This is a genomic window from Pseudomonas sp. AU12215 (assembly GCF_001675465.2).
In the GTDB taxonomy this organism is placed as follows: Bacteria; Pseudomonadota; Gammaproteobacteria; order Pseudomonadales; family Pseudomonadaceae; genus Pseudomonas; species Pseudomonas nitroreducens.
This window is the reverse complement of record NZ_MACM02000008.1, coordinates 120147-140801: the sequence shown is the minus strand read 5'-3', so window position 1 is coordinate 140801 and position 20655 is coordinate 120147. Positions and strand designations below refer to the sequence as shown.

Sequence of the window (20655 nt, the reverse complement as noted above, 5' to 3'; positions counted from 1 at the left end):
GCGAGCCCATTCCATGACCGACAGCGCCGAGTACCGCGCCGCGAACGATGCCGTTCGCAGCCGCTTCTTCCACCGAGTCTGGCACCTCACCGCGCCTTACTGGCGCAGCGAAGAGAAGGGCATGGCCTGGTTGCTGCTGATCGTGGTCATCGCCCTCTCGCTGGTGGGTGTGGCCGTCTCGGTCTGGCTCAACAGCTGGTACCGTGACTTCTACAACGCCCTGCAGAACAAGGATGTCGACTCCTTCATCCGGCTGGTCCTGTACTTCTGCGGCATTGCCGCCGCCGCGATCCTGATCGCCGTCTACCGCCTCTACCTGACCCAGATGCTGACCATCCGCTGGCGCCGCTGGCTGACGGAGAAGCACTTCGCCGCCTGGCTGGGCGACAAGAACTATTACCGCCTCGAGCAGCGCGGCCATACCGACAACCCCGACCAGCGCCTGACCGAAGACCTCAACAACTTCACCGATACCACCCTGACCCTGGGTCTTGGCCTGATCCGCAACGTCGTCAGCCTGGTGTCCTTCTCGGTCATCCTCTGGGGCGTTTCCGGCAGCATCGAAATCCTCGGCATCACCATTCCCGGCTACATGTTCTGGGCAGCGCTGCTCTACGCGGCGGTTGGCAGCTGGCTGACGCACCTGATCGCGCGCCGCCTGATCACCCTGAACAACCAGCAACAGCGCTTCGAGGCGGATCTGCGTTTCGGCCTGGTCCGGGTGCGCGAGAATGCCGAGAGCATCGCCCTGTACAACGGCGAGGCCAACGAGAACGAACGGCTGATGACGCGCTTCCGCAATGTCTGGGGCAACTTCTGGGAGCTGATGAAGGTGCAGAAGCGCTTGACCTTCTTCAGCTCCGGCTATGCCCAGATCGCCATCATCTTCCCCCTGGTGGTCGCCGCCCCGCGTTATTTCGCCGGCAAGATCCAACTCGGCGAGCTCATGCAGATCAACTCCGCCTTCGGCAACGTGCAGGACGGCCTGAGCTGGTTCATCGATGCGTACGCCAGCCTCGCCAATTGGCGCGCCACCTGCGACCGTCTGCTGAGCTTCCGCGGAGCCATGGCCGACATCGCCCAGGAGTCGGCGAACATCGACGTGCGCAAGTCCGGCGACTTGCTGCAACTGCAGAACCTTACCCTGAGCCTGGGCAACGGTCGCGAGCTGCTGCAGCCCACCAGCCTGGCGATCAACACCGGGGAGCACGTACTGATCGGTGGCCCGTCCGGCGGTGGCAAGAGCACCCTGCTGCGCGCCATGAGCGGCCTGTGGCGCTACGGCAGCGGCGTTGTGCAGATGCCTGAGGCGCGCAGTCTGTTCGTCCCGCAGAAACCCTACCTGCCCATCGGCACCCTCGCCGAGGCGCTCTGCTATCCGGAGCAGGGCGATCGTCACGATCCCGAGCAACTGAAACAGGTGCTGCACCTGTGCCGCCTGGATTCGCTGGTGCCGCGCCTGGGTGAAGCCGACCATTGGCAGCGTGTGCTGTCTCCGGGCGAGCAGCAGCGTCTGGCCATCGCCCGTGCACTGCTTTATGCGCCGCAGTGGTTATTCCTCGACGAGGCGACTTCCGCACTGGACGAAACCGACGAAGCTGCGCTCTACCAGGTGCTGCTGGACCAATTGCCAGGCGTCACCCTGGTCAGCATTGGCCACCGTCTCAGCCTGAAACGATTCCACCCGCGCCAGCTGCGCCTGGAAGACCATCGATTGCAGGAGATCGAGGCTGTTCTGCCGGTGTAGTGGCAGTTTGATTCACTGGGATACTGTGAAGGTGTTAGTGGGAAACATCTGAAAGTCTTCTCAGATGGGATGATTTCTTCTTATTTATTTACATTTTTCAGTGTTTCGCCGCTGCGAAGCTTTCAATAACAGGTACCCTGTGCAGCCCGGTCCGACCAGGATCGGGTTTCAAAAGATTCAACGGTACCTCCCATGAGCTTCCTTTCACCAACTCGGCAGGCATTGACCCGTTCGGACCTGCAGCTGATCGATCGGCGCCGGTTCCTGCTGGTGGCCGGCTGCACGGCGCTGCTATTCGCTGTGGTGGCCTTCGTGGTCGGTGTCTGGGTGGGCCGGACCAACGTCGAGCCGGTGCCGATGCCCGTCGTCGCGAGCGCACCCGCCCCCTCGGAAGATGATTCCGCCGAGCGTTTCGCAGCGGAGCGGATAGGGGAGCTGGCCGGTCGCCTGCAAGTGCTGGAGAAAGACGCCACTTACCTGCTCAAGGCCGTCGACAGCCACGAGGAAATCGCGCGCAAACTGTCCAAGGTCGACCCTGATCTCGCGCCAAAGCCCCAGGCGCCGACCACCAAGGGCAAAGGCGGCATCCTGCTGCCACCGCGCCCTTGTGCAGAACCGCTGCCCGCTTCCGACGTCGATCTGGAGCGGAGCGAGCGCTCGGCAAAATGCCTGCGCCGGGTATTCGACCTGTTGATGGACCAGGTGGCGCGGCGCAACGCCGACTTCATGGCCATTCCCGCCCGTCGCCCGATGGAGCAGGCGCGCCTGGGGTCGCCTTTCGGCAACCGGCTCGACCCCTTCAATCACCACCTGGCGTTCCACTCTGGCCAGGACTTCTCGGCGCCGACCGGCAGCCCGATCCATGCGGCCGCTGGTGGACGCGTCATCGTCGCAGGGCCGAATCCCTCCTATGGCAATCGCGTGGAGATTGACCATGGCAATGGCCTGGTCACGCGCTATGCCCACGCCTCGAAACTGCTGGTGAAAGTGGGCGACGTAGTGCTGCCGGGGCAGGAAATTGCCAAGGTGGGTTCCACCGGCCGCTCCACGGGGCCGCACCTGCATTTCGAAGTGCTTTACCACGGCGAATTCGTCGACCCACAGAACTTCCTCTCTCTGGGAGGCATGGAGATCGATAGCGATGGTATGGCCTCGGACTAGGAAGCCCTCCACCCGCGACCTGCTGCGCGCCGAGCACCGCCCCCATGTTCCTCGTGGTTCCGCGGCGTTGGGCCGCGCGGCCTTGCTCCTGGTTCTCTTGCTGGCAGCGGCGCTGGCGGGCGTCTGGTTGATGCGCCACCAGGGTGAGGTGGCGGGCCGTGTACAGGCTGATGAACTCCAGGCGCTGCGTGTGCAGGTCGAGCAGTTGACCGCCGAACTGGAGGACAAACGCCTGCAGGGCGACGAGGACCGCGCCAATCGAGAACAGCTGATGCAGCGCATCGATTCGATGTCCGCCGAAATCAAGAAACTCAAGACTGAGCTGGCCTTCTACCGCCAGCAGAAACCTGGCAAGTAGTACGCGCGAGGAATTGCGATGTTCAGCAACAGCAAGAAGAAAGGCCCGCAGGTGTCGGTGGACAAGTTCTCCAGCCTGCTCTCGGGCAACGTCGATCTGGTCGGCGATATGCAGTTCCAGGATGGCCTGAAGATTCTCGGTACCGTGAAAGGCAATGTCTGCCACAAGCCCGGCGCCGCCAGCCTGCTGGCGCTCAGTGCGGAAGGTCGGATCGAGGGGAATGTCAGCAGTTACGACGCGCTGATCGATGGGACCATCATTGGTGACCTGTATGTCGAACACCTGCTGGAGCTGCACTCCAATGCACGCGTGGTCGGCAATATCCAGTATCGCCAGTTGAGCATGGAGAACGGCGCCACCGTGGACGGCAAGCTGACTCGCCTGGCCGAAGGCGAGTCGCCCAAACCGCTGGAACTGCCGGCGCCGCTCTGGGGCGAAGCGACCGACGCGCAGGTGTGATTCATCCTGTGGGGCGGGTACATAGCTTGCTATGATTCTGCCCCCGTCGCCCTGATGCTTGCTTCCCATGCTTGCCCTGCTGCTCCAGACCTTCGCCATCACCGCCCCGGTCTTCGCCATGCTGTTCCTGGGCGTGCTGTTGCGCCGCGTCGGGGCGATCAATCCGGAATTCATCCAGACCGCCTCGGCACTGGTGTTCAACGCCACCATGCCGGCGATGCTGTTCCTCGGCATCTACCACTCCGACCTGCACAGCGCAGCACGCCCCGAGGTACTGCTGTACTTTTGCGCGGCGACCCTGGTGGGCTTCCTGCTGGCCTGGGGTTGGGCGTCCTGGCGAGTGCCGCGTGCCGAGCGCGGCGTCTACGTGCAGGGCTCGTTCCGCGGCAACAACGGCATCATCGGTCTGGCGCTGGCCACCAGCCTCTATGGTGACCATGGCCTGGCGCTCGGCTCAGTCCTCGCAGCCCTGGTGATCCTCTGCTACAACACGCTGTCCTCAGTGGTGCTGGCGATCTACAGCCCGAGCATGAAGTCCGACCCGCTGAGCATCGCCCGCAACGTCATCTGTAATCCGCTGATCATCAGTGTGCTGGCCGCGCTGCCGTTTTCCTGGTTCGGTATCGGCCTGCCGACGTGGCTGCTGACCTCGGCCGACTACTTTGCCCAGATGACCCTGCCGCTGGCGTTGGTGTGCATCGGCGGCACCCTGTCGCTGGCTTCCCTGCGTGAGAGTGGTGGCCTGGCGATCAGCGCGAGCCTGATGAAGATGATCTGGCTGCCGCTGATCTGCACCACTGCAGCCTGGTTGCTGGGGTTCCGCGGCGCAGAACTGGGCGTGCTCTTCCTCTATTTCGCCAGCCCCACGGCGGCGGCCAGCTATGTCATGGCCCGTGCGGCGAATGGCAACCACGAACTGGCGGCGTCGATCATCGTCATCACCACCCTGGTGGCGGCGCTGACCACCAACGTCGGCATCTTCGTCCTGCAATGGGGCGGCTGGATGTGACTCGGTGGAAGGCGAGACTCTTCCAATCGGGGTGCGCCAAAAGCCAATCGGTTTGTAGGAAATTTCTGAAAGATCGTGCTGCGTCGCACGGTCATGCGAAGGTCGTTCCGCACGTCGACAAGACCGGTTACATTTGGCTCCCCCGCTATGCACGATCAAGGAATGTTCATGCAGCTCACGCGTCGGATGGTTCGTGCCGTCTTTGTTCTGTCAGCCAGTCTCCTGGCTGCGACGGTCGCTGCCGCGCCGGGTGCGGACCTTTCCAGCCCCACTGCCGGCTGGCGTTATTCCGGCCTGACCGATGATCCCAGCGTGCCTCGCGTGGCCTATCCCACGCCTCCCATCGACCGTGGCGGTGTTCGTGGCCGCAGCCTGATCGAAGGACACCTGCGCGAAGTCTCCGGCTTCGATCGTGCCCAGCGCCTGGTGGTCAACGGCAATCCGCTCCCGCTCTACACCGACGCCGAAGGCAAGTTCGTGCGCCCCTACAACTTCGGCGCCGGTAGCAACAGCGTCGCGGTCAGCAGTGACCAGGGCAAATCCCTCAAGCGCGTGCAGTTCTATGAAGCCAACAACGCTCGCATCCCGCCGCGCATCCGCCTGGCACTGGGCTGGAACGACCCCAAGGCCGAACTCGACCTGCATATCGTCACGCCCGACGGCCAGCATGCCTTCTGGGCCAACCCTCGCCTGAGCAACGGCGGGGGCCTGGACCCCGACGGGGTCGACGGCCCAGGCCCGGAAATGTTCACCATGGCCGCGCCGCTGCACGGCACCTACCTGGTCTATGTGAACTACTGGGGCAACTACAGCGCCAGCCAGGGATACAACTTCCAGGAAGGCAATCATGAGCAGGACGTGATCACCGCCGAGATCAACCTGGTGTTCAACGAAAATACCGTCAACGAGAAGCGCGAGACCTTCGTGGTGCCCATGCGCACCATCGGTGATCTGGTGCTGGTGAAGACCTTCAATTACTGAATTCGCCCCTCGCAGGGATGACACGGGACAAGCGATCCATGAGCGACAATACGCCCTCCAGCAGTCAAGACAGCACTCCGATGCCGCCGGCAGCACAAGCGCCGAGCCGTGGGCCGCTGATCGCCATCGGTGTGGTGGCTGCCGCACTGGTCGCCGGCGGCCTGGCCCTGGCCTTCGGCCTGATCCCCGCCTTCCACTCGGCACCGGTGGGCACCCTGGAGGCGCCGGAAAGCCCGGAGGTGGTGCGCGACCTCAAGCGCCCGGACGCGTTGATCGAAAGCGCCTCCCTCAGCCAGTTGCCCAAAGCGGTGCTGGAAGTGCCGTTGCTGCGCGACGTGCTGACCGAGGATTTCGTCTTCTACTACGAGAATAACGCCGACCGCCTGGGCCTGACCGGCACGCTGCGGCGCATCGTCTACGAGCATGACCTGACGCTGAAGGACAGCGTGATCGAGGAACTGCTCGACCAGCCGGCCCAGGTCGCCCTGTGGCGCGGCGCCGATGGCCGCTTGCGCGACTTCATGGTGGTCCTCAAGCGCGGTGGCCTGGCCAAGGTCCTGGAGCCGCTGGCCAAGGTGGCTGCCGACGATACCCAGCTGAAGAAGGTCTCGGAGATCCAGGTGAAAGGCGCCGCCACGCCGGTCTACAGCCTGCGCTACGGCGCGGAGAAGACCTTGCTGTTCGTCTCCCGTGGCGACCAGATGCTGGTGCTGTCGAACCCGAAGATGCTCTTCCCCAATCCGGACTACGACAACCTCGGTGAGCCCGATGCGGCAGTTGCCAAGGACCTGGGCAGTGCGCTGGAGGGCGAGCCGCTGTTCGCCAAGGACTTCGCCCTGGAGCCGCGCGGCGAGCTGAAGCAGCGTATTACCCTGAGCGCCGGCGTGCTCGCCATGGGCTACCAGCGCTTGATCCCGACCTTCGCCGGTGTGCGCTTCGAGCAGGGCAAGGACGGTTGGCACAGCTACCTGGCGCTCAATGAAGTGGCACGTCAGCCGGATCTGGATTTCACCCCCGTCTGGCAGGCCATGCCCATGGGAGCCAGCGCCTGCGTTGCTCTTCCGGTCACGCCGGGGCTGTACGACAACATGCTGGTCAAGCTGGGCGCCGAGCAGAAGATGGCCGCCGCCTTCTCCGAGCATCTCTCCGGTGCCGCCGGCCTCTGCTGGTACCCGGAGTCGCGCCTGCACTCGCCGCTGCTCGCGGTGAAGCTCGACGCACCCGCCAGCCCCGAGCTGGACGATCAACTGGGCAAGCTGTTCGGCAGCATGATCGGCGCCTACGAAGCCAATGTGGAGGCGGGCGCCTTCGAGGTGGAAAGTCGTGTCGAAGGCGATGGTCGCCTCTGGCAGCGCCAGGTCAGCTCGCGCTTCGGCCAGTACCCGGCCAGCGAGGCGGAGAATCCCGACCAGGTCAGCGGCAACGGCTTCTTCCTTGTCAGCCTGCTGCGCGATGGCAACACCCTGCTGTTCTCCATCGACGACAAGCTCCTCGACAAGGCGCGCAATACTCTGGCCAAACGCTACCCGCCGCTGGCCGACGTGCTGCCCAAGGATGCATTGGTGCCGGCCTACCTGGCGCCCAAGACGCTGTCCGAGTTGCTCAAGCGCGAAACCCTCGACAGCCTGCCGCAGGACCTCGAACCGGTGTTCCGCAACGCCGCCGATACGCTGCTCCTGCCACGCCTGAAGACCCTCGCCGGTAACGGCTCCTACGCCTTGACCCTGCCGGCCGGCAGCGAGCCGAGCGGCGAATGGGAGTGGCTGCCGCTGGACTGGAAGGCGCTGTGATCCGCAAACCCCTCACACTGCTCGCCGGTCTGCTTGTCGCCACGCTGGCGCATGCGGCTGAGCCGGCACTGGATGCGCAGCAGACCCAGGTGTTCCGCGCCTGGTTCGTGCGCATCGCCGAGGAACAACTGCGCCGTGGGCCGAACCCGCGCTGGTACCAGCAGGACTGCGCGGGCCTGGTGCGCTTCGCTGCCAACGAGGCGCTGAAGGTTCACGACGCCAAGTGGCTGCGCGCCAACGGCATGTCCAACCGCTACCTGCCGCCGGAGCTGGAGCTTACCGACGCGCAGCGCAACCTCGCGCAGAGCTGGCAGCAGGGCGGTGGCAAGACCGGCCCCTACGTCAATGCGATCAAACTCATTCAGTACAACAGCCAGCTGGTTGGCCGCGACCTCAACCAGGCGCGCCCCGGCGACCTGATGTTCTTCGACCAGGGCGATGACCAGCATCTGATGATCTGGATGGGCCGCGACATCGCTTATCACACCGGCACTCGTACGGCGACCGACAACGGCATGCGCTCGGTCAGCCTGCAACAACTCATGACATGGAAGGACACCCGATGGATACCCGACGAATCCAATCCCAACTTTATCGGCGTCTATCGCTTGTCCTTCCTGACCCGATGAACGCGCTGCGCGGCATTGCCGCAGCCCTGGCCTGCGCCGGCCTGATCGCCGCCGCACCCACACTTGTGCAGGCGGACGACGACGTTCCGGCGAGTAACTACACGCCCATGGCCGGCGAGTCGTTCTTCCTGCTGGCCGACTCCAGCTTCGCCTCCGACGAAGTGGCCAAGGTGCGCCTGGAAGCGCCGGGCCGCGACTACCGTCGCTACCGCATGGAGCCATACGGCGGAGCGGACATCCGCGTCTACCGCATCGACCAGCCGCTGGACTTCCTCAAGCGCCAGAAGAACCTGCACCGCGTGCTGTCCGAGGGGCAGTTCAAGGGCGAGGGCCTGTCCAACACGCTGGCTTACCTGTGGGACAACTGGTACCGCAAGTCGCGTCGGGTGATGCAGCGGACCTTCTCCTACGAGTCGCGCCAGCAGGTCACCGAAGTGGTGCCCGAGCTGAAGATGGGCAATGCCATGCGCGCCCCGACGCCGTATGACGCCCAGCCGCAGTACGCGCCGATCCCCGGCCTGCCGATGGTCAGCCAGTTCCGCTATCCGCTGTGGGACGCCAAGCCGATCCAGCCGCCTAAGGAAGTCACCCTGGCCGGCTCCTCCAGCGAATTCATCAACGTCGCTCCCGGCAACGTCTATGTGCCGCTGGGCAAGTTGAAACCCGGCCTCTATCTGGTCGAGGCGCTGGTCGGCAAATACCGCGCCACCACCGTGGTGTTCGTCTCCAACAGCGTTGCGGTGAGCAAGATCGCCGGCAACGAGCTGCTGGTCTGGACCGCGCGCAAGCATGAAGGCACGCCGGTGGGCGGCGCCAAGGTACTGTGGACTGACGGCCTCGGCGTGATGAGCAGCGGCAGCAGCGACGCCGATGGCTTGCTGCGCCTGCAGCACGTCAGCCCGGAGCGCTCCTTCGTGATCGGTGAGGATGAGGAGGGCGGTGTCTTCGTCTCCGAGAACTTCTATTACGACAGCGAAATCTACGACACCAAGCTCTACGCCTTCACCGACCGGCCGCTGTACCGTCCGGGTGACTGGGTATCGCTGAAGATTGTCGGCCGCGAGTTCAAGAACTCCCGCGAATCGCAGGCTCCGCAAGCTGCCCCGCTGCGCCTGTCGGTGATCGACGCCGCCGGCACCACGCTGCAGACGCTGGATCTCAAGTACGACGCCAAGAGCGGCACCAGCGGCCGCTTCCAGCTGCCGGCCAATGCCGTGGCCGGCGGCTACGAGCTGCGCTTCGACTACCGCGACCAGACCTACAGCAGCGCCTTCCGTGTTGCCGAGTACATCAAGCCGCACTTCGAGATTTCCCTCGACCTCGCCAAGCCGGACTTCAAGACCGGCGAGCCGGTGAAGGGCAACCTGATCCTGCTCTACCCCGACGGCAAGCCGGTGGCCAACGCGCGCCTGGAGCTGAGCCTGCGCGCTCAGCAGTTGTCCATGGTGGACAACGAACTGCAGTACCTCGGCCAGTTCCCCGTGGAGCTGTCCAGCGCGCAGATCACCACCGACGCCCAGGGCCGCGCGGCGCTGGACCTGCCGGCGGCGGAGAAGCCCAGCCGCTACATGCTCACCGTGTTCGCCAGCGATGGCGCCGCGTACCGCGTGAAGACCAGCAAGGAAATCCTCATCGAGCGCGGCGCCGCCCGCTACCGCGTGAGCGCGCCGCAGCGCTTCAGCGCTGCCGGTGACAAGGTCGAGTTCAGCTACGCCGCAGAACAGCAGACCCAGATCCAGCCCACCGCCTACCGCTGGCTGCGCCTGGAAGACCGCAGCAGCGGCGACGGCGCGGTGGCCGACGGCAAGTTCGCCATCACCTTCGACAAGCCCGGTACCTACAGCGTCGAACTGCGCGACAAGGCCGGCCAACTGCTCGGCGGCACCGGCCACTCGGTCAGCGGCGACGGCGTGAAGGCCGTGCCGGGCACCGTGGAAATCGTCCTCGACAAGGCCGAGTACAAGGCCGGTGACGAGGCGCTGGCGCTGATCACCTTCCCCGAGCCGGTGGATGACGCGCTGCTGTCGCTGGAGCGTGACAAGGTCGAGGCCACCGCACTGCTGTCCAAGGGCGGCGACTGGCTGAAGCTGGAGAAGCTCAACCCGACCCAGTACCGCGCGCGCATCCCGGTGAAGCCGGAGTTCTCGCCGAACCTGACCTTCTCCGTGCTCTACACCCGCAGCGGCGACTACAGCTTCCAGAACGCCGGCATCAAGGTCGCCGTGCCGCAGGTGGAAATCGCCGTCAGCACCGACAAGGAACGCTACGAGCCGGGCGAGACGGTCACCGTCAATCTCGACACCACCTACGCCGGCAAGCCCGTCTCCAGCCACCTCACCGTGAGCGTGGTGGACGAGATGATCTACGCGCTGCAGCCGGAGATCGCGCCGGGCATCGACCAGTTCTTCTACCACCCGCGCCGCAATAACGTGCGCACCAGCGCCAGCCTGTCGTTCATCAGCTACGACGTCGCCTTGCCGGGCACGCCCAGCGCGCCCGGCCGCGCCAACCGCAGCGAGCGTGGCGTGAAGGTGCTGGAGCGCCCGCGCCGTGAGGAAGTGGACACCGCCGCCTGGGAACCCGAGCTGGTCAGCGATGCCAACGGCAAGGCGCAGTTCAAGTTCCGCATGCCGGATTCCCTGACCCGCTGGCGCATCACTGCCCGCGCCATGGATGACGAAGGCCAGGTTGGCCAGAAGAAGCAATTCATCCGCTCGGAGAAACCGCTGTACCTGAAGTGGAGCGGCCCGAAACGCTTCCGCAGCGGCGATGCGCCGGACCTCGGGCTGTTCGTCTTCAACCAGGGCGAGCAGGACACCAAGGCCGAACTGCTGATCCGCGCCAATGGCGAGGAACAGACCCAGGCGCTGGAGCTCAAGCGCGGCGTCAACTACACCGCCCTGCCGAAGCAGCCGCTCAGCGACGGCGACTGGAGCGTGGAACTGCGCCAGGACGGTCAGGTTCGCGACAGTCTCGGCGTGCACTTCAGCCTGGTCGCCGATAGCTGGCAGGTATTGCAGTCCAAGCCGTTGCAGGTCAATGCGCAGAACACCCCGCTGCAGCTGCCGGCGGATGCCCGCGATGTGAGGTTGCGCCTGGATGACAGCGCCCAAGCCTTGCTGCGTGGCAATCTGGATTCGCTGCTCGACTATCCGTGGGGTGGCGTCGAGCAGACTGCCAGCCAACTGCTGCCGCTGAGCGTCGCCTACCCGATGCTGGCCAATGGCGAGCCGCGGGTGCGTGACCGCCTGCGCCTGATCATGCAGACCAGCCGCCTGCGCCTGGTGCAGATGGCTGGCCCGGATGCCTACTTCACCTGGTGGGGCGGCGAAGACAACGACGCCTTCCTCACGGCGTATGCCTATTACGCCGACTGGCATGCCAGCCGCGCACTGGACATCCAGCTGCCGCCGGACCACTGGCAGCGTGTGCTGGAACTCTACTCCGCGCGTGCCAGCGCCACGCCGCTGCTGCAGCGTGCGCTGATCCTGGCCTTCGCCCGCGACATGCAACTGCCGGTACAGACGCTGGTCAGCGGCCTGCTCACCGACCTGGAAAACGCCGGCAACGGCGAGGCAGCGAAGTCGGTGAACGACGTCGACAGCGACGACAGCCTGGTCATGGGCCAACCGGACTCCGAGCTGGGTCTGGCGGTGGCTCGTGTGCTGACCGCCAGCCTGGCCGAGCAGAACAAGGTCGCGCTGCCGCAAGGCTTCGCCAAGCAACTGGACGGTGCACGCCTGAAGCTGAACACCAGTGACCAGCCGTTCGCCCGCGCCGTGCAGCTCTACAGCGGTAGTGTGGACGCCAGCCGTGCTCGCGCACTGCTGCTGAGCCTGGCGCCGCAGCAGTCCACCGTCGAACGCGCCCTGGCGCTGACCTGGATGCAGCGCGCCGTGGCCGAGGCCCCGGCCGCCGAGTTGCCCAAGCCGGTGGCGGACTGGAAGGAAAGCCACAGCACCACGGGTGACGCCTTCTGGCAATGGCAGGGCAAGGAGGTGCCAGTGCAGCTGGACCTGAGCGCCGCGCCGTCGCGTCCGCTCAATGCTTCGGTGACCTTCCGCAGCGCCGATGTGCCGGCCAGCCAGTTGCCGGTGACCATCAAGCGGCGCCTGCTGCGCCTGGTTCCGGGCGAAGACGCCTTCGCCTTCAAGGCCGAGGAGCTGGGTGACAAACCGCTGTCCAGCGACGAGCTGTACCTGGACGAAGTGACCCTCACCACCGATCAGGCGCAGGCCCTGCGCTACGGCATGCTCGAAGTGCCGCTGCCGCCGGGTGCGGATGTCGAGCGCACCACCTGGGGCCTGCAGATCAGCGGCCTGGGCGGCGTCGAGGCGACCAGCCTGGAGCGCGCGCGCAACGAGCCGGGCGACCTGTTCTACGGCGTGCCGGTGGATACCCTGGGCGGCGAGTTGCGCTTCCGTCATCTGGTCCGCTTCTCGCAGAAGGGCGAGTTCGTCCTGCCGCCGGCGCGCTACCAGCGCCTCTATGCGCCGCAGGAGCAAGCGCTGGAGCAGCAGCCGGCCCTGGCGAAGATCAAGGTCCAGTAATCCATGCGCGCACGCCTTGCCGGGCTGATCCTGCTGTTGCCGCTGAGCGCCCTTGCGGCGCCCGGCTCGCAAGAGCAGGCGCAGTTGGCCTGGCGCAGCGCGCAGGGCGATGAGCTGTTGCGCCTCGGGCCGCAGCAGGTACTGGATCGCCAGCCCTTGCCGGCTGAGCTGAAGGCGCCGCTGGGCAGCCTGTGGAAGCTGTTCGTCTATGCCTGGCTGAACGACACCGGCCAGCAGGAGCCGGCCTATCAGTGCCGTGGCGAGAACAAGGAAGAAGTCTATTGCTGCACGGTCGGGCAGAGCATCGAACGTGACGCCGCGCTGGTGAAGTCCTGTGGCCTGTACTTCGAGCCGCAGCGGTTGGGTATCGACGGCGCTGTCTGGCAGCAGTACTGGCAGGCGCGCCATGCGCCGGGCTGGATCGCCCAGCTGGACAAGTTGGCAGCGCAAACCGAAGTGCCGGTCGCCGAGCTGCTCGATCAACTACAACACCTGCCCGCCCAGGAACAGGCGCAAAAGGTGCTGCTGGACGTCAGCCTCGCTGCCGATGAGGGGCGTGCCCCGGCCGCACTGGGTGGACGTCTGCGGGTGAAGACCTGGAGCTGGGATGAAAATGGCAAGCGCGAAGGCGGCTTTGCCGGTTGGCTGGTGGACGGTACTCCGCTCTGGGCGCGCGGACCGGGCACCAGCAAGACGGTGCTGGCGAAGTACGGCAATGCCATCGGCGCTGCACTGCCGGCGCCCTGGCCGCATGATCCGGGACGCTGCGTGGAAGTCAGCCTGTTCAGTCGCTATCCACTGAAGGAGGTCTACGACGCGCGCAATCAACCGGCTGCCGAGGGGGTGCTGGCAGGCCGGCAGAGCGTACTGTTCGCCAACGGGGTTCGCCTCGACGTGGACAGCAACGGTGATCTGTTCCTGGAACGCGGCCCCCAGGGGACGCGCCTGACTGCCCGCCTATCCCGCGAGGAATACGTTGCACGAGTGCTGGATCGTGAGGCGTCGGCCACGCCGCCGGAAGCCGCCAAGGCGTTGGCCGTGACCATCCGGACTTACCTGTTGCAGAACGGCGCTCCGCGCGGTGACTGTCTGAGCATCGACGACAGCAGTCAACGCCAGCGCGTGGCGCCGCGCCCTGCCAGCGAGGCGGCGCGGGGCATCGCCGCCTGGACCGCCGATCTGGTATTGGCTGGCGGCACCGTAACCTATCATTCGGACGAGGCGGGGCAGTCGAAACTCTCCTGGCGCGACGCCCAGGAGCAGGCCGCCAAGGGCCTGCGCTACGACGCCATTCTCGCCCGCGCTTTCCCGCGCACCAGCCTGAGCCGCTGGAGCAACCCGACCGCTGCCTGCCAGCCCCTGCCGGAGGCCGAGCGCTGGCTGCAGGCACAGCGCCGCAACTGGCGGACGCGGCTGGAAGCAGAGGCGGGTTATGAAGAATTGCAGTCCTTCGCCGTGTGCCGACTGAGCAGCGGTCGCCCCTACGTCGACCGCGAACGCCAGCGCATCTTCGTGCGTGGCCTGTACTCCCAGCAGGACCGCCTCGACCTGGCTCACGAATACCTGCACCTGGCATTCCAGGCGCACCCCAATGGACAAGACGAGGGCTACGTGGAAAGCCTGGCCCGTCGCCTGATACTGGAATGATCGACATGAAACTTGCCTATGCGCTCCGCCTGTCTCTGCTCGCCAGCCTGATACCGCTGGGCGTGCAGGCCGCCGAATCGCCGATCCGCCTGGATACTCCGCTGGGCGGCTGGCGCGCGGGCGACGGCGACAAGGCCGACTTCCGGCAGACGGTGAACTACCCGGCGGCGTCGGTGAACTCGCGGGAAGACCAGTCCGATACCGCGCGCATCCGTGGCGAAATCCGTGAGTTGCCCAAGGACAGCAAGGAGCCGGCGCGCCTGGTGGTCAACGGCGCGGCCATGCCGATGCGGGTCGAAAACGATGGCAGGTTTGACCGTCCCTTCGCTTTCCCCGCGGGCTCCAACAGTGTCGAGGTCATCAGTCCGGACGGCCAGCAGCACAAGCGCGTGCAGTTCTACCACGGCGGTGGTGGCGGCGAGGTGGCGGCCAAGCTGCGGGTCATGCTGTCGTGGGACTCGGACAACACCGACCTCGACCTGCACCTGGTGACGCCCGATGGCGGGCATGTCTGGTACGGCAATCGCTCACTGCCCAACGGCGCGGCCCAGGACGTCGACGTGACCACCGGCTACGGCCCGGAAATTATCGCCAGCCCGACGCCGCTCAAGGGGCAGTATCTGGTTTACGTGAATTACTACGGCGGTGGCTGGAGCTCGGACGAGAGCTCCGGCGACGTGAACGCGGCCAAGCCGCTGACCACGGCGCAGGTGACCATCGTCACGGAGGAGGGCACGGTGAACGAGAAGCAGGAGTCCTTCCTGATCCCGATGCGCCAGCCCGGTGAGCTGACGCTGGTGAAGCGGTTCAGTTACCCGTAATGCCCTTGTAGGAGCGAGCTTGCTCGCGAACCAGCCCAGCGGATCCATTCGCGAGCCAGCTCGCTCCTACAGTTGTTACGGTCAGGCCTTCTGATCGGCCTGCCAGGCGTCGATCACTTCCTGCGCCGCGCGGAAGGCGTCGATGGCCGCCGGGACGCCGGCGTACACCGCGCAGTGCAGCAGCGCTTCGCGAATCTCTTCCACGGTGCAGCCGTTGTTCAACGCGCCGCGCACGTGGCCTTTGAGTTCCTGCGGGCACTTCAGCGCGGTCAGCGCGGCCAGGGTGATCAGGCTGCGGGTCTTGCGCGGCAGGCCTTCGCGGTTCCAGACACCGCCCCAGGCGTGCTCGTTGACGAAGTCCTGCAGCGGCTGGGTGAACTCGGTGGCATTGCCCAGGGCACGATCGACGAAGACGTCGCCCATCACTTCGCGGCGAACCTGCTCGCCGGCCTTGCGGTTGTCGTTGCTCACTTCTGGCTCCTTCAGAGACCTTCCAGGCGCACCCGGGCGGTGCCGGAGCGCAGCATGTTGAGTTGTTCGGCGGCGGCTTTCGACACATCGATGATGCGCCCGCGGCCGAATGGCCCGCGGTCGTTGATGCGCACCACGACGCTGCGGCCGTTGTCGAGGTTGGTGACTTTCACCCGCGTACCGAAGGCGAGCGTGCGGTGCGCGGCAGTCAGGGCGTTCTGGTTGAAGCGTTCGCCACTGGCGGTGCGCTTGCCATGGTGGGCCTTGCCGTAATAGGACGCGGTGCCTTCGGCGCGGTAGCCGCGGCCGGAGACTTCCGAGTCGCTGTCGTAAGACGTGGTGCTACAGCCGGCCAGCAGGGCCAGGCAGCCGACGAGGGCCATGGGTCGCAGCATCGAACCTCCGGACGAAAAAACGCCGGGCAAGCCCGGCGTCGTTGAAGTATGGGCTCAGGCTTCGAGCTTCTTCTTCAGCAGTTCGTTCACTTGCGCCGGGTTGGCCTTGCCCTTGGCCGCTTTCATGGCCTGGCCGACGAAGAAGCCGAACATCTTGCCGCGCTTGGCTTCGTCGCTGGCGCGGTACTGTTCGACCTGCTCGGCGTTGGCTGCCAGCACGTCGTCCAGCAGCTTCTCGACGGCGCCGCTGTCGGTGTTCTGCACCAGGTCCTTGGCCTTGATGATCTCGTCCGGCGAGCCCTCACCCTCGGCCATGGCGGCGAATACGGTCTTCGCGGCCTTGCCGTTGATGGTGCCGTCCTTCAGGCGCAGGATCATCTGGCCCAGGTGCTCGGCGGAGACCGGCGACTGCTCGATCTCCAGGCCGTCCTTGTTGAGCAGGCTGGAGAGCTCGCCCATCACCCAGTTGGCGGCCAGCTTGGCGTCGCCGCAGATGGTCTGGACCTTCTCGAAGTAGTCGGCCATCTCGCGGCTGGCGGACAGCACGCTGGCGTCATAGGCGGACAGGCCATACTGGCTCTCGAAACGCTCGCGCTTCTGGTCCGGCAGTTCCGGCAATTGGCCGCGCAGATCGTCCAGGAAGGCGCGCTCGATCACTACCGGCAGCAGGTCCGGGCAGGGGAAGTAACGGTAGTCGTTGGCTTCTTCCTTGCTACGCATGGAGCGCGTTTCGTCCTTGTTCGGGTCGTACAGGCGGGTTTCCTGCACGACCTCGCCGCCGTCCTCGATCAGCTCGATCTGGCGCTGCACTTCGTGGTTGATCGCCTTCTCGATGAAGCGGAAGGAGTTCACGTTCTTGATCTCGGCACGGGTGCCGAATTCGGCCTGGCCCTTCGGGCGTACCGAGACGTTGCAGTCGCAACGAAGCGAGCCTTCGGCCATGTTGCCGTCGCAGATGCCCAGATAGCGCACCAGTGCGTGGATCGCCTTGACGTAGGCCACGGCTTCCTTGGCGCTGCGGATGTCCGGCTCGGAGACGATCTCCAGCAGCGGGGTGCCGGCTCGGTTCAGGTCGATGCCGCTCATGCCGTGGAAGTCTTCGTGCAGGCTCTTGCCGGCGTCCTCTTCCAGGTGTGCGCGGGTGATGCCGACGCGCTTGACGGTGCCGTCTTCCAGGGTGATGTCCAGGTGCCCCTTGCCGACGATGGGGTGGTCCATCTGGCTGGTCTGGTAGCCCTTGGGCAGGTCCGGGTAGAAGTAGTTCTTCCGGGCGAAGACGTTGCGCTCGGCAATCTCGGCGTTGATCGCCAGGCCGAACTGGCAGGCCATGCGCACGGCTTCCTGGTTCAGCACCGGCAGGGTGCCGGGCATCGCCAGGTCGATCAGGCTGGCCTGGGTGTTCGGGGCGGCGCCGAAGGTGGTGGCGCTACCGGAGAATATTTTCGATTGGGTGGAGAGCTGTGCGTGGATTTCCAGCCCGATCACGGTTTCCCATTGCATATCGTAATCCTTCCTCAGAACCCAGCCGGTGCTTGTGTGTGCCAGTCGCTGACCAGTTGGTACTGGTGCGCGACGTTGAGCAGGCGGCCTTCCTGGAAGTACGGCGCGAGCAACTGGACACCCACCGGCAGGCCATCGACGAAGCCGGCAGGCATGGACAGGCCCGGAATGCCGGCGAGGTTGGCGGTGATGGTGTAGATGTCTTCCAGGTACTGGGCGACCGGATCGTTGTTCTTCTCGCCCAGTTTCCAGGCCGGGTTCGGCGTGGTCGGGCCAAGGATCACGTCGACTTCGGCGAAGGCACTGGTGAAATCGTTCTTGATCAGGCGGCGAATTTTCTGAGCTTTCAGGTAATACGCGTCGTAGTAACCAGCGGAAAGCGCGTAGGTGCCGACCATGATGCGGTTCTTCACCTCGGCGCCGAAGCCTTCGGCGCGGGAGCGCTTGTACAGGTCCTGCAGGTCCTTCGGGTTTTCGCAGCGATAGCCGTAGCGCACGCCGTCGAAGCGCGACAGGTTGGAGCTGGCTTCTGCGGGCGCGATCACATAATAGGCAGGGATCGCGTGCTGCATGTTCGGCAGGGAGATCTCCTTGACCACCGCGCCGAGCTGCTTGAGCTGCTCGACCACGCTCATCACCGCGTCGGCGATGCGGCTGTCGAGGCCGGCGCCGAAGTATTCCTTCGGCAGGCCGATGCGCAGGCCGGTCAGCGGCTTGGCCAGGGCGGCCAGGTAGTCGTCCACTGGCTGGTCGACGCAGGTGGAGTCCTTCGGGTCGAAGCCTGCCATGGCGCCGAGCATCAGTGCGCAGTCCTCGGCGGTGCGGGCCAGCGGGCCGCCCTGATCGAGGCTGGATGCATAGGCGATCATGCCCCAGCGCGAGACGCGGCCGTAGGTAGGCTTGATGCCGGTGAGGTTGGTCAGCGCAGCCGGCTGGCGAATCGAGCCGCCGGTGTCGGTGCCGGTGGCCGCCGGAATCAGGCGCGCGGCCACCGCGGCGGCGGAGCCGCCGGAGGAGCCGCCCGGCACGCGGGAGGTGTCCCAGGGGTTCTTCACCGGGCCGTAGTGGCTGGATTCGTTGGCCGAGCCCATGGCGAACTCGTCCATGTTCAGCTTGCCCAGGCTCACGGTGCCGGCATCCGCCAGGCGCTCGACGACGGTGGCGTCGTAGGGCGAGACGAAGGCGTCGAGGATCTTCGAGCCGCAGCTGGTGCGCACGCCCTGGGTGCAGAACAGGTCCTTGTGGGCGATAGGCGCACCGAGCAGGGCGCCGGTTTCACCTTTGGCACGCCGCTCGTCGGCGGCCTTGGCCTGGGCCAGGGCGCCTTCTTCGGTGACGGTGATGAAACTGTTCAGCTGCGGGTCGAGCTGCTGGATGCGCGCGAGCAGGGCAGTGGCCAGTTCCTGGGCAGAGAATTGCTTTTCGGCGAGTCCGCGGGCGACTTCGGCGAGGGTCAATTGATGCAGCATATGTCCGTGTCCTTAGCGCTTACTCGATGACTTTCGGGACGAGGTAAAGGCCGTCTTCCACGGCCGGCGCGATGGCCTGGTAGGCTTCGCGGCGGTTCTCCTCGGTGACTGCGTCGGCACGCAGGCGCTGCGTGGCTTCCAGCGGGTGGGCCAGGGGCTCCACGCCGTCGGTGTCGACGGCCTGCATGGCGTCGATCAGGCCGAGAATGTTGTTCAGGGTGTCGGTGGTACGCGAAATGTCGGCTTCCTCCAGGCCCAGTCGGGCGAGGTGGGCGATCTTTTCCACGTCGGAGCGTTCAAGCGCCATCGGGATCTCCAGCTAGAGCGGCCCGGTTCGAACTGGACCTGGCCGGAAGGAATGAGGGGGCGGGGAACAGAACCCGCGGCAGACGGTCGAAGGCCGCTGGGACGGGCCGAGCAGGCCCGAAAAACGAGGAATCTAGCATAAATTGCCGCCTTGCCCAAAACCCCCGTCATTGTTAGAGTTTGCCGCACTTTTTTACCCGCGCACTTTTCACCCACGCGCCACCTATGGGTTTCTTTCCAATGTTTAAAAAACTGCGTGGCATGTTCTCCAGTGATCTGTCGATCGACCTGGGCACTGCCAATACCCTTATTTATGTGCGCGAGCGCGGCATCGTCCTGAACGAACCGTCCGTGGTCGCCATCCGTAGCCATGGCAGCCAGAAAAGCGTGGTTGCCGTCGGTACCGAAGCCAAGCGCATGCTGGGCCGTACTCCGGGCAACATTGCCGCCATTCGTCCGATGAAGGACGGCGTGATCGCCGACTTCAGCGTCTGCGAGAAGATGCTGCAGTACTTCATTAACAAGGTTCACGAGAACAGCTTCCTGCAGCCCAGCCCTCGCGTGCTGATCTGCGTGCCGTGCAAGTCCACCCAGGTGGAACGCCGCGCGATTCGTGAATCGGCCCTGGGCGCTGGCGCCCGTGAGGTCTACCTGATCGAAGAGCCGATGGCCGCGGCCATCGGTGCCGGCCTGCCGGTGGAAGAGGCCCGTGGTTCCATGGTCGTCGATATCGGCGGCGGCACCACCGAGATCGCCCTGATCTCCCTCAATGGCGTGGTCTACGCCGAATCCGTCCGCGTCGGCGGCGACCGCTTCGACGAAGCCATCGTCACCTACGTGCGCCGCAACTACGGCAGCCTGATCGGCGAATCCACCGCCGAGCGCATCAAGCAGGAAATCGGCACCGCCTTCCCGGGCGGCGAAGTCCGCGAAGTCGACGTCCGTGGCCGCAACCTGGCCGAAGGCGTACCGCGCAGCTTCACCCTGAACTCCAACGAAGTGCTTGAAGCGCTGCAGGAATCCCTGGCGACCATCGTCCAGGCGGTGAAGAGCGCCCTGGAACAGTCTCCGCCGGAGCTGGCTTCGGACATCGCCGAGCGGGGCCTGGTGCTGACCGGTGGTGGCGCGCTGCTGCGCGACCTGGACAAGCTCCTGGCCCAGGAAACCGGCCTGCCGGTGATCGTTGCCGAAGACCCGCTGACCTGCGTGGCCCGTGGTGGCGGCAAGGCGCTGGAAATGATGGATCGCCATTCGATGGACCTGCTTTCCACCGAATAAGGTAGGAAAGCTCTGTAAAGGTCGGTTAACGTTTCGCCCACGCTGGTGAATCTTCAACCGACCTTGCACAGCTAGGAGCCGGTC

At 65.3% G+C, this 20655-nt stretch carries 17 protein-coding genes; 12 read left to right on the top strand and 5 right to left on the bottom strand.

Annotated elements, in window-relative coordinates; all coding sequences use genetic code 11:
• Positions 1 to 13: 13 nt before the first annotated feature.
• From A9513_RS03105 to A9513_RS03055, 11 genes are all read left to right on the top strand, one after another.
• Positions 14 to 1747, top strand: a complete 1734-nt coding sequence (locus A9513_RS03105; protein ID WP_065083931.1) for an ABC transporter ATP-binding protein/permease — start codon at positions 14 to 16, stop codon at positions 1745 to 1747.
• Positions 1748 to 1939: 192 nt separating this feature from the next.
• The gene (locus A9513_RS03100) at positions 1940 to 2908 is read left to right on the top strand and encodes a M23 family metallopeptidase (RefSeq protein ID WP_024765917.1); all 969 of its coding nucleotides are present in this window, start codon (positions 1940 to 1942) and stop codon (positions 2906 to 2908) included.
• The gene (locus A9513_RS03095) at positions 2889 to 3266 is read left to right on the top strand and encodes a hypothetical protein (protein ID WP_024765918.1); all 378 of its coding nucleotides are present in this window, start codon (positions 2889 to 2891) and stop codon (positions 3264 to 3266) included. Before A9513_RS03100 ends, A9513_RS03095 begins: the two co-directional genes overlap by 20 nt.
• Positions 3267 to 3284: 18 nt before the next feature.
• Positions 3285 to 3725 (top strand): polymer-forming cytoskeletal protein, encoded by a 441-nt coding sequence (locus A9513_RS03090; RefSeq protein ID WP_024765919.1) that lies wholly within the window; start codon positions 3285 to 3287, stop codon positions 3723 to 3725.
• A 67-nt stretch (positions 3726 to 3792) separates the two neighbouring features.
• Positions 3793 to 4734, top strand: coding sequence for an AEC family transporter (locus A9513_RS03085; protein WP_038803235.1), 942 nt, complete (start codon positions 3793 to 3795; stop codon positions 4732 to 4734).
• A gap of 168 nt (positions 4735 to 4902) precedes the next feature.
• Positions 4903 to 5715 carry a YfaP family protein gene (locus A9513_RS03080; RefSeq protein ID WP_141678327.1) on the top strand — a complete coding sequence of 271 codons (813 nt, stop codon included), beginning with the start codon at positions 4903 to 4905 and terminating at the stop codon, positions 5713 to 5715.
• A 38-nt stretch (positions 5716 to 5753) separates the two neighbouring features.
• Entirely contained in the window at positions 5754 to 7505 is a 1752-nt protein-coding gene (locus tag A9513_RS03075; protein WP_065083930.1) for a DUF2138 domain-containing protein, read from the top strand.
• A complete protein-coding gene (locus A9513_RS03070) occupies positions 7469 to 8134 on the top strand; it encodes a DUF1175 domain-containing protein (protein WP_037007436.1) in 666 nt (221 codons plus the stop codon). Before A9513_RS03075 ends, A9513_RS03070 begins: the two co-directional genes overlap by 37 nt.
• Positions 8131 to 12684, top strand: a complete 4554-nt coding sequence (locus tag A9513_RS03065; protein WP_065083929.1) for an alpha-2-macroglobulin — start codon at positions 8131 to 8133, stop codon at positions 12682 to 12684. Before A9513_RS03070 ends, A9513_RS03065 begins: the two co-directional genes overlap by 4 nt.
• A gap of 3 nt (positions 12685 to 12687) precedes the next feature.
• Positions 12688 to 14331: a DUF2300 domain-containing protein gene (locus tag A9513_RS03060; protein ID WP_065083928.1), complete on the top strand. Its 1644-nt coding sequence runs from the start codon at positions 12688 to 12690 to the stop codon at positions 14329 to 14331.
• 5 nt (positions 14332 to 14336) lie between these two features.
• A complete protein-coding gene (locus A9513_RS03055) occupies positions 14337 to 15152 on the top strand; it encodes a YfaP family protein (protein ID WP_065083955.1) in 816 nt (271 codons plus the stop codon).
• Between the two features lie 81 nt (positions 15153 to 15233).
• Here the strand turns inward: A9513_RS03055 and A9513_RS03050 are convergent, their stop codons facing one another.
• The 5 genes from A9513_RS03050 to gatC are packed head-to-tail and all read right to left on the bottom strand — an operon-like array spanning position 15234 to position 19294.
• Complete coding sequence (locus A9513_RS03050; RefSeq protein ID WP_054906694.1) at positions 15234 to 15575, bottom strand: carboxymuconolactone decarboxylase family protein; 342 nt, start codon at positions 15573 to 15575, stop codon at positions 15234 to 15236.
• Between the two features lie 59 nt (positions 15576 to 15634).
• Positions 15635 to 16018 carry a septal ring lytic transglycosylase RlpA family protein gene (locus A9513_RS03045; RefSeq protein ID WP_024765927.1) on the bottom strand — a complete coding sequence of 128 codons (384 nt, stop codon included), beginning with the start codon at positions 16016 to 16018 and terminating at the stop codon, positions 15635 to 15637.
• 54 nt (positions 16019 to 16072) lie between these two features.
• Positions 16073 to 17518: an Asp-tRNA(Asn)/Glu-tRNA(Gln) amidotransferase subunit GatB gene (gene gatB, locus A9513_RS03040; protein WP_065083927.1), complete on the bottom strand. Its 1446-nt coding sequence runs from the start codon at positions 17516 to 17518 to the stop codon at positions 16073 to 16075.
• Between the two features lie 14 nt (positions 17519 to 17532).
• Positions 17533 to 18987, bottom strand: a complete 1455-nt coding sequence (gene gatA / locus A9513_RS03035; protein ID WP_141678326.1) for an Asp-tRNA(Asn)/Glu-tRNA(Gln) amidotransferase subunit GatA — start codon at positions 18985 to 18987, stop codon at positions 17533 to 17535.
• A gap of 19 nt (positions 18988 to 19006) precedes the next feature.
• Positions 19007 to 19294, bottom strand: coding sequence for an Asp-tRNA(Asn)/Glu-tRNA(Gln) amidotransferase subunit GatC (gene gatC / locus A9513_RS03030; protein WP_015475813.1), 288 nt, complete (start codon positions 19292 to 19294; stop codon positions 19007 to 19009).
• 239 nt (positions 19295 to 19533) lie between these two features.
• On the opposite strand from gatC, the gene mreB reads away from it, so the two are divergent.
• Positions 19534 to 20571, top strand: a complete 1038-nt coding sequence (mreB, locus tag A9513_RS03025; RefSeq protein ID WP_017518164.1) for a rod shape-determining protein MreB — start codon at positions 19534 to 19536, stop codon at positions 20569 to 20571.
• Positions 20572 to 20655: the final 84 nt, after the last annotated feature.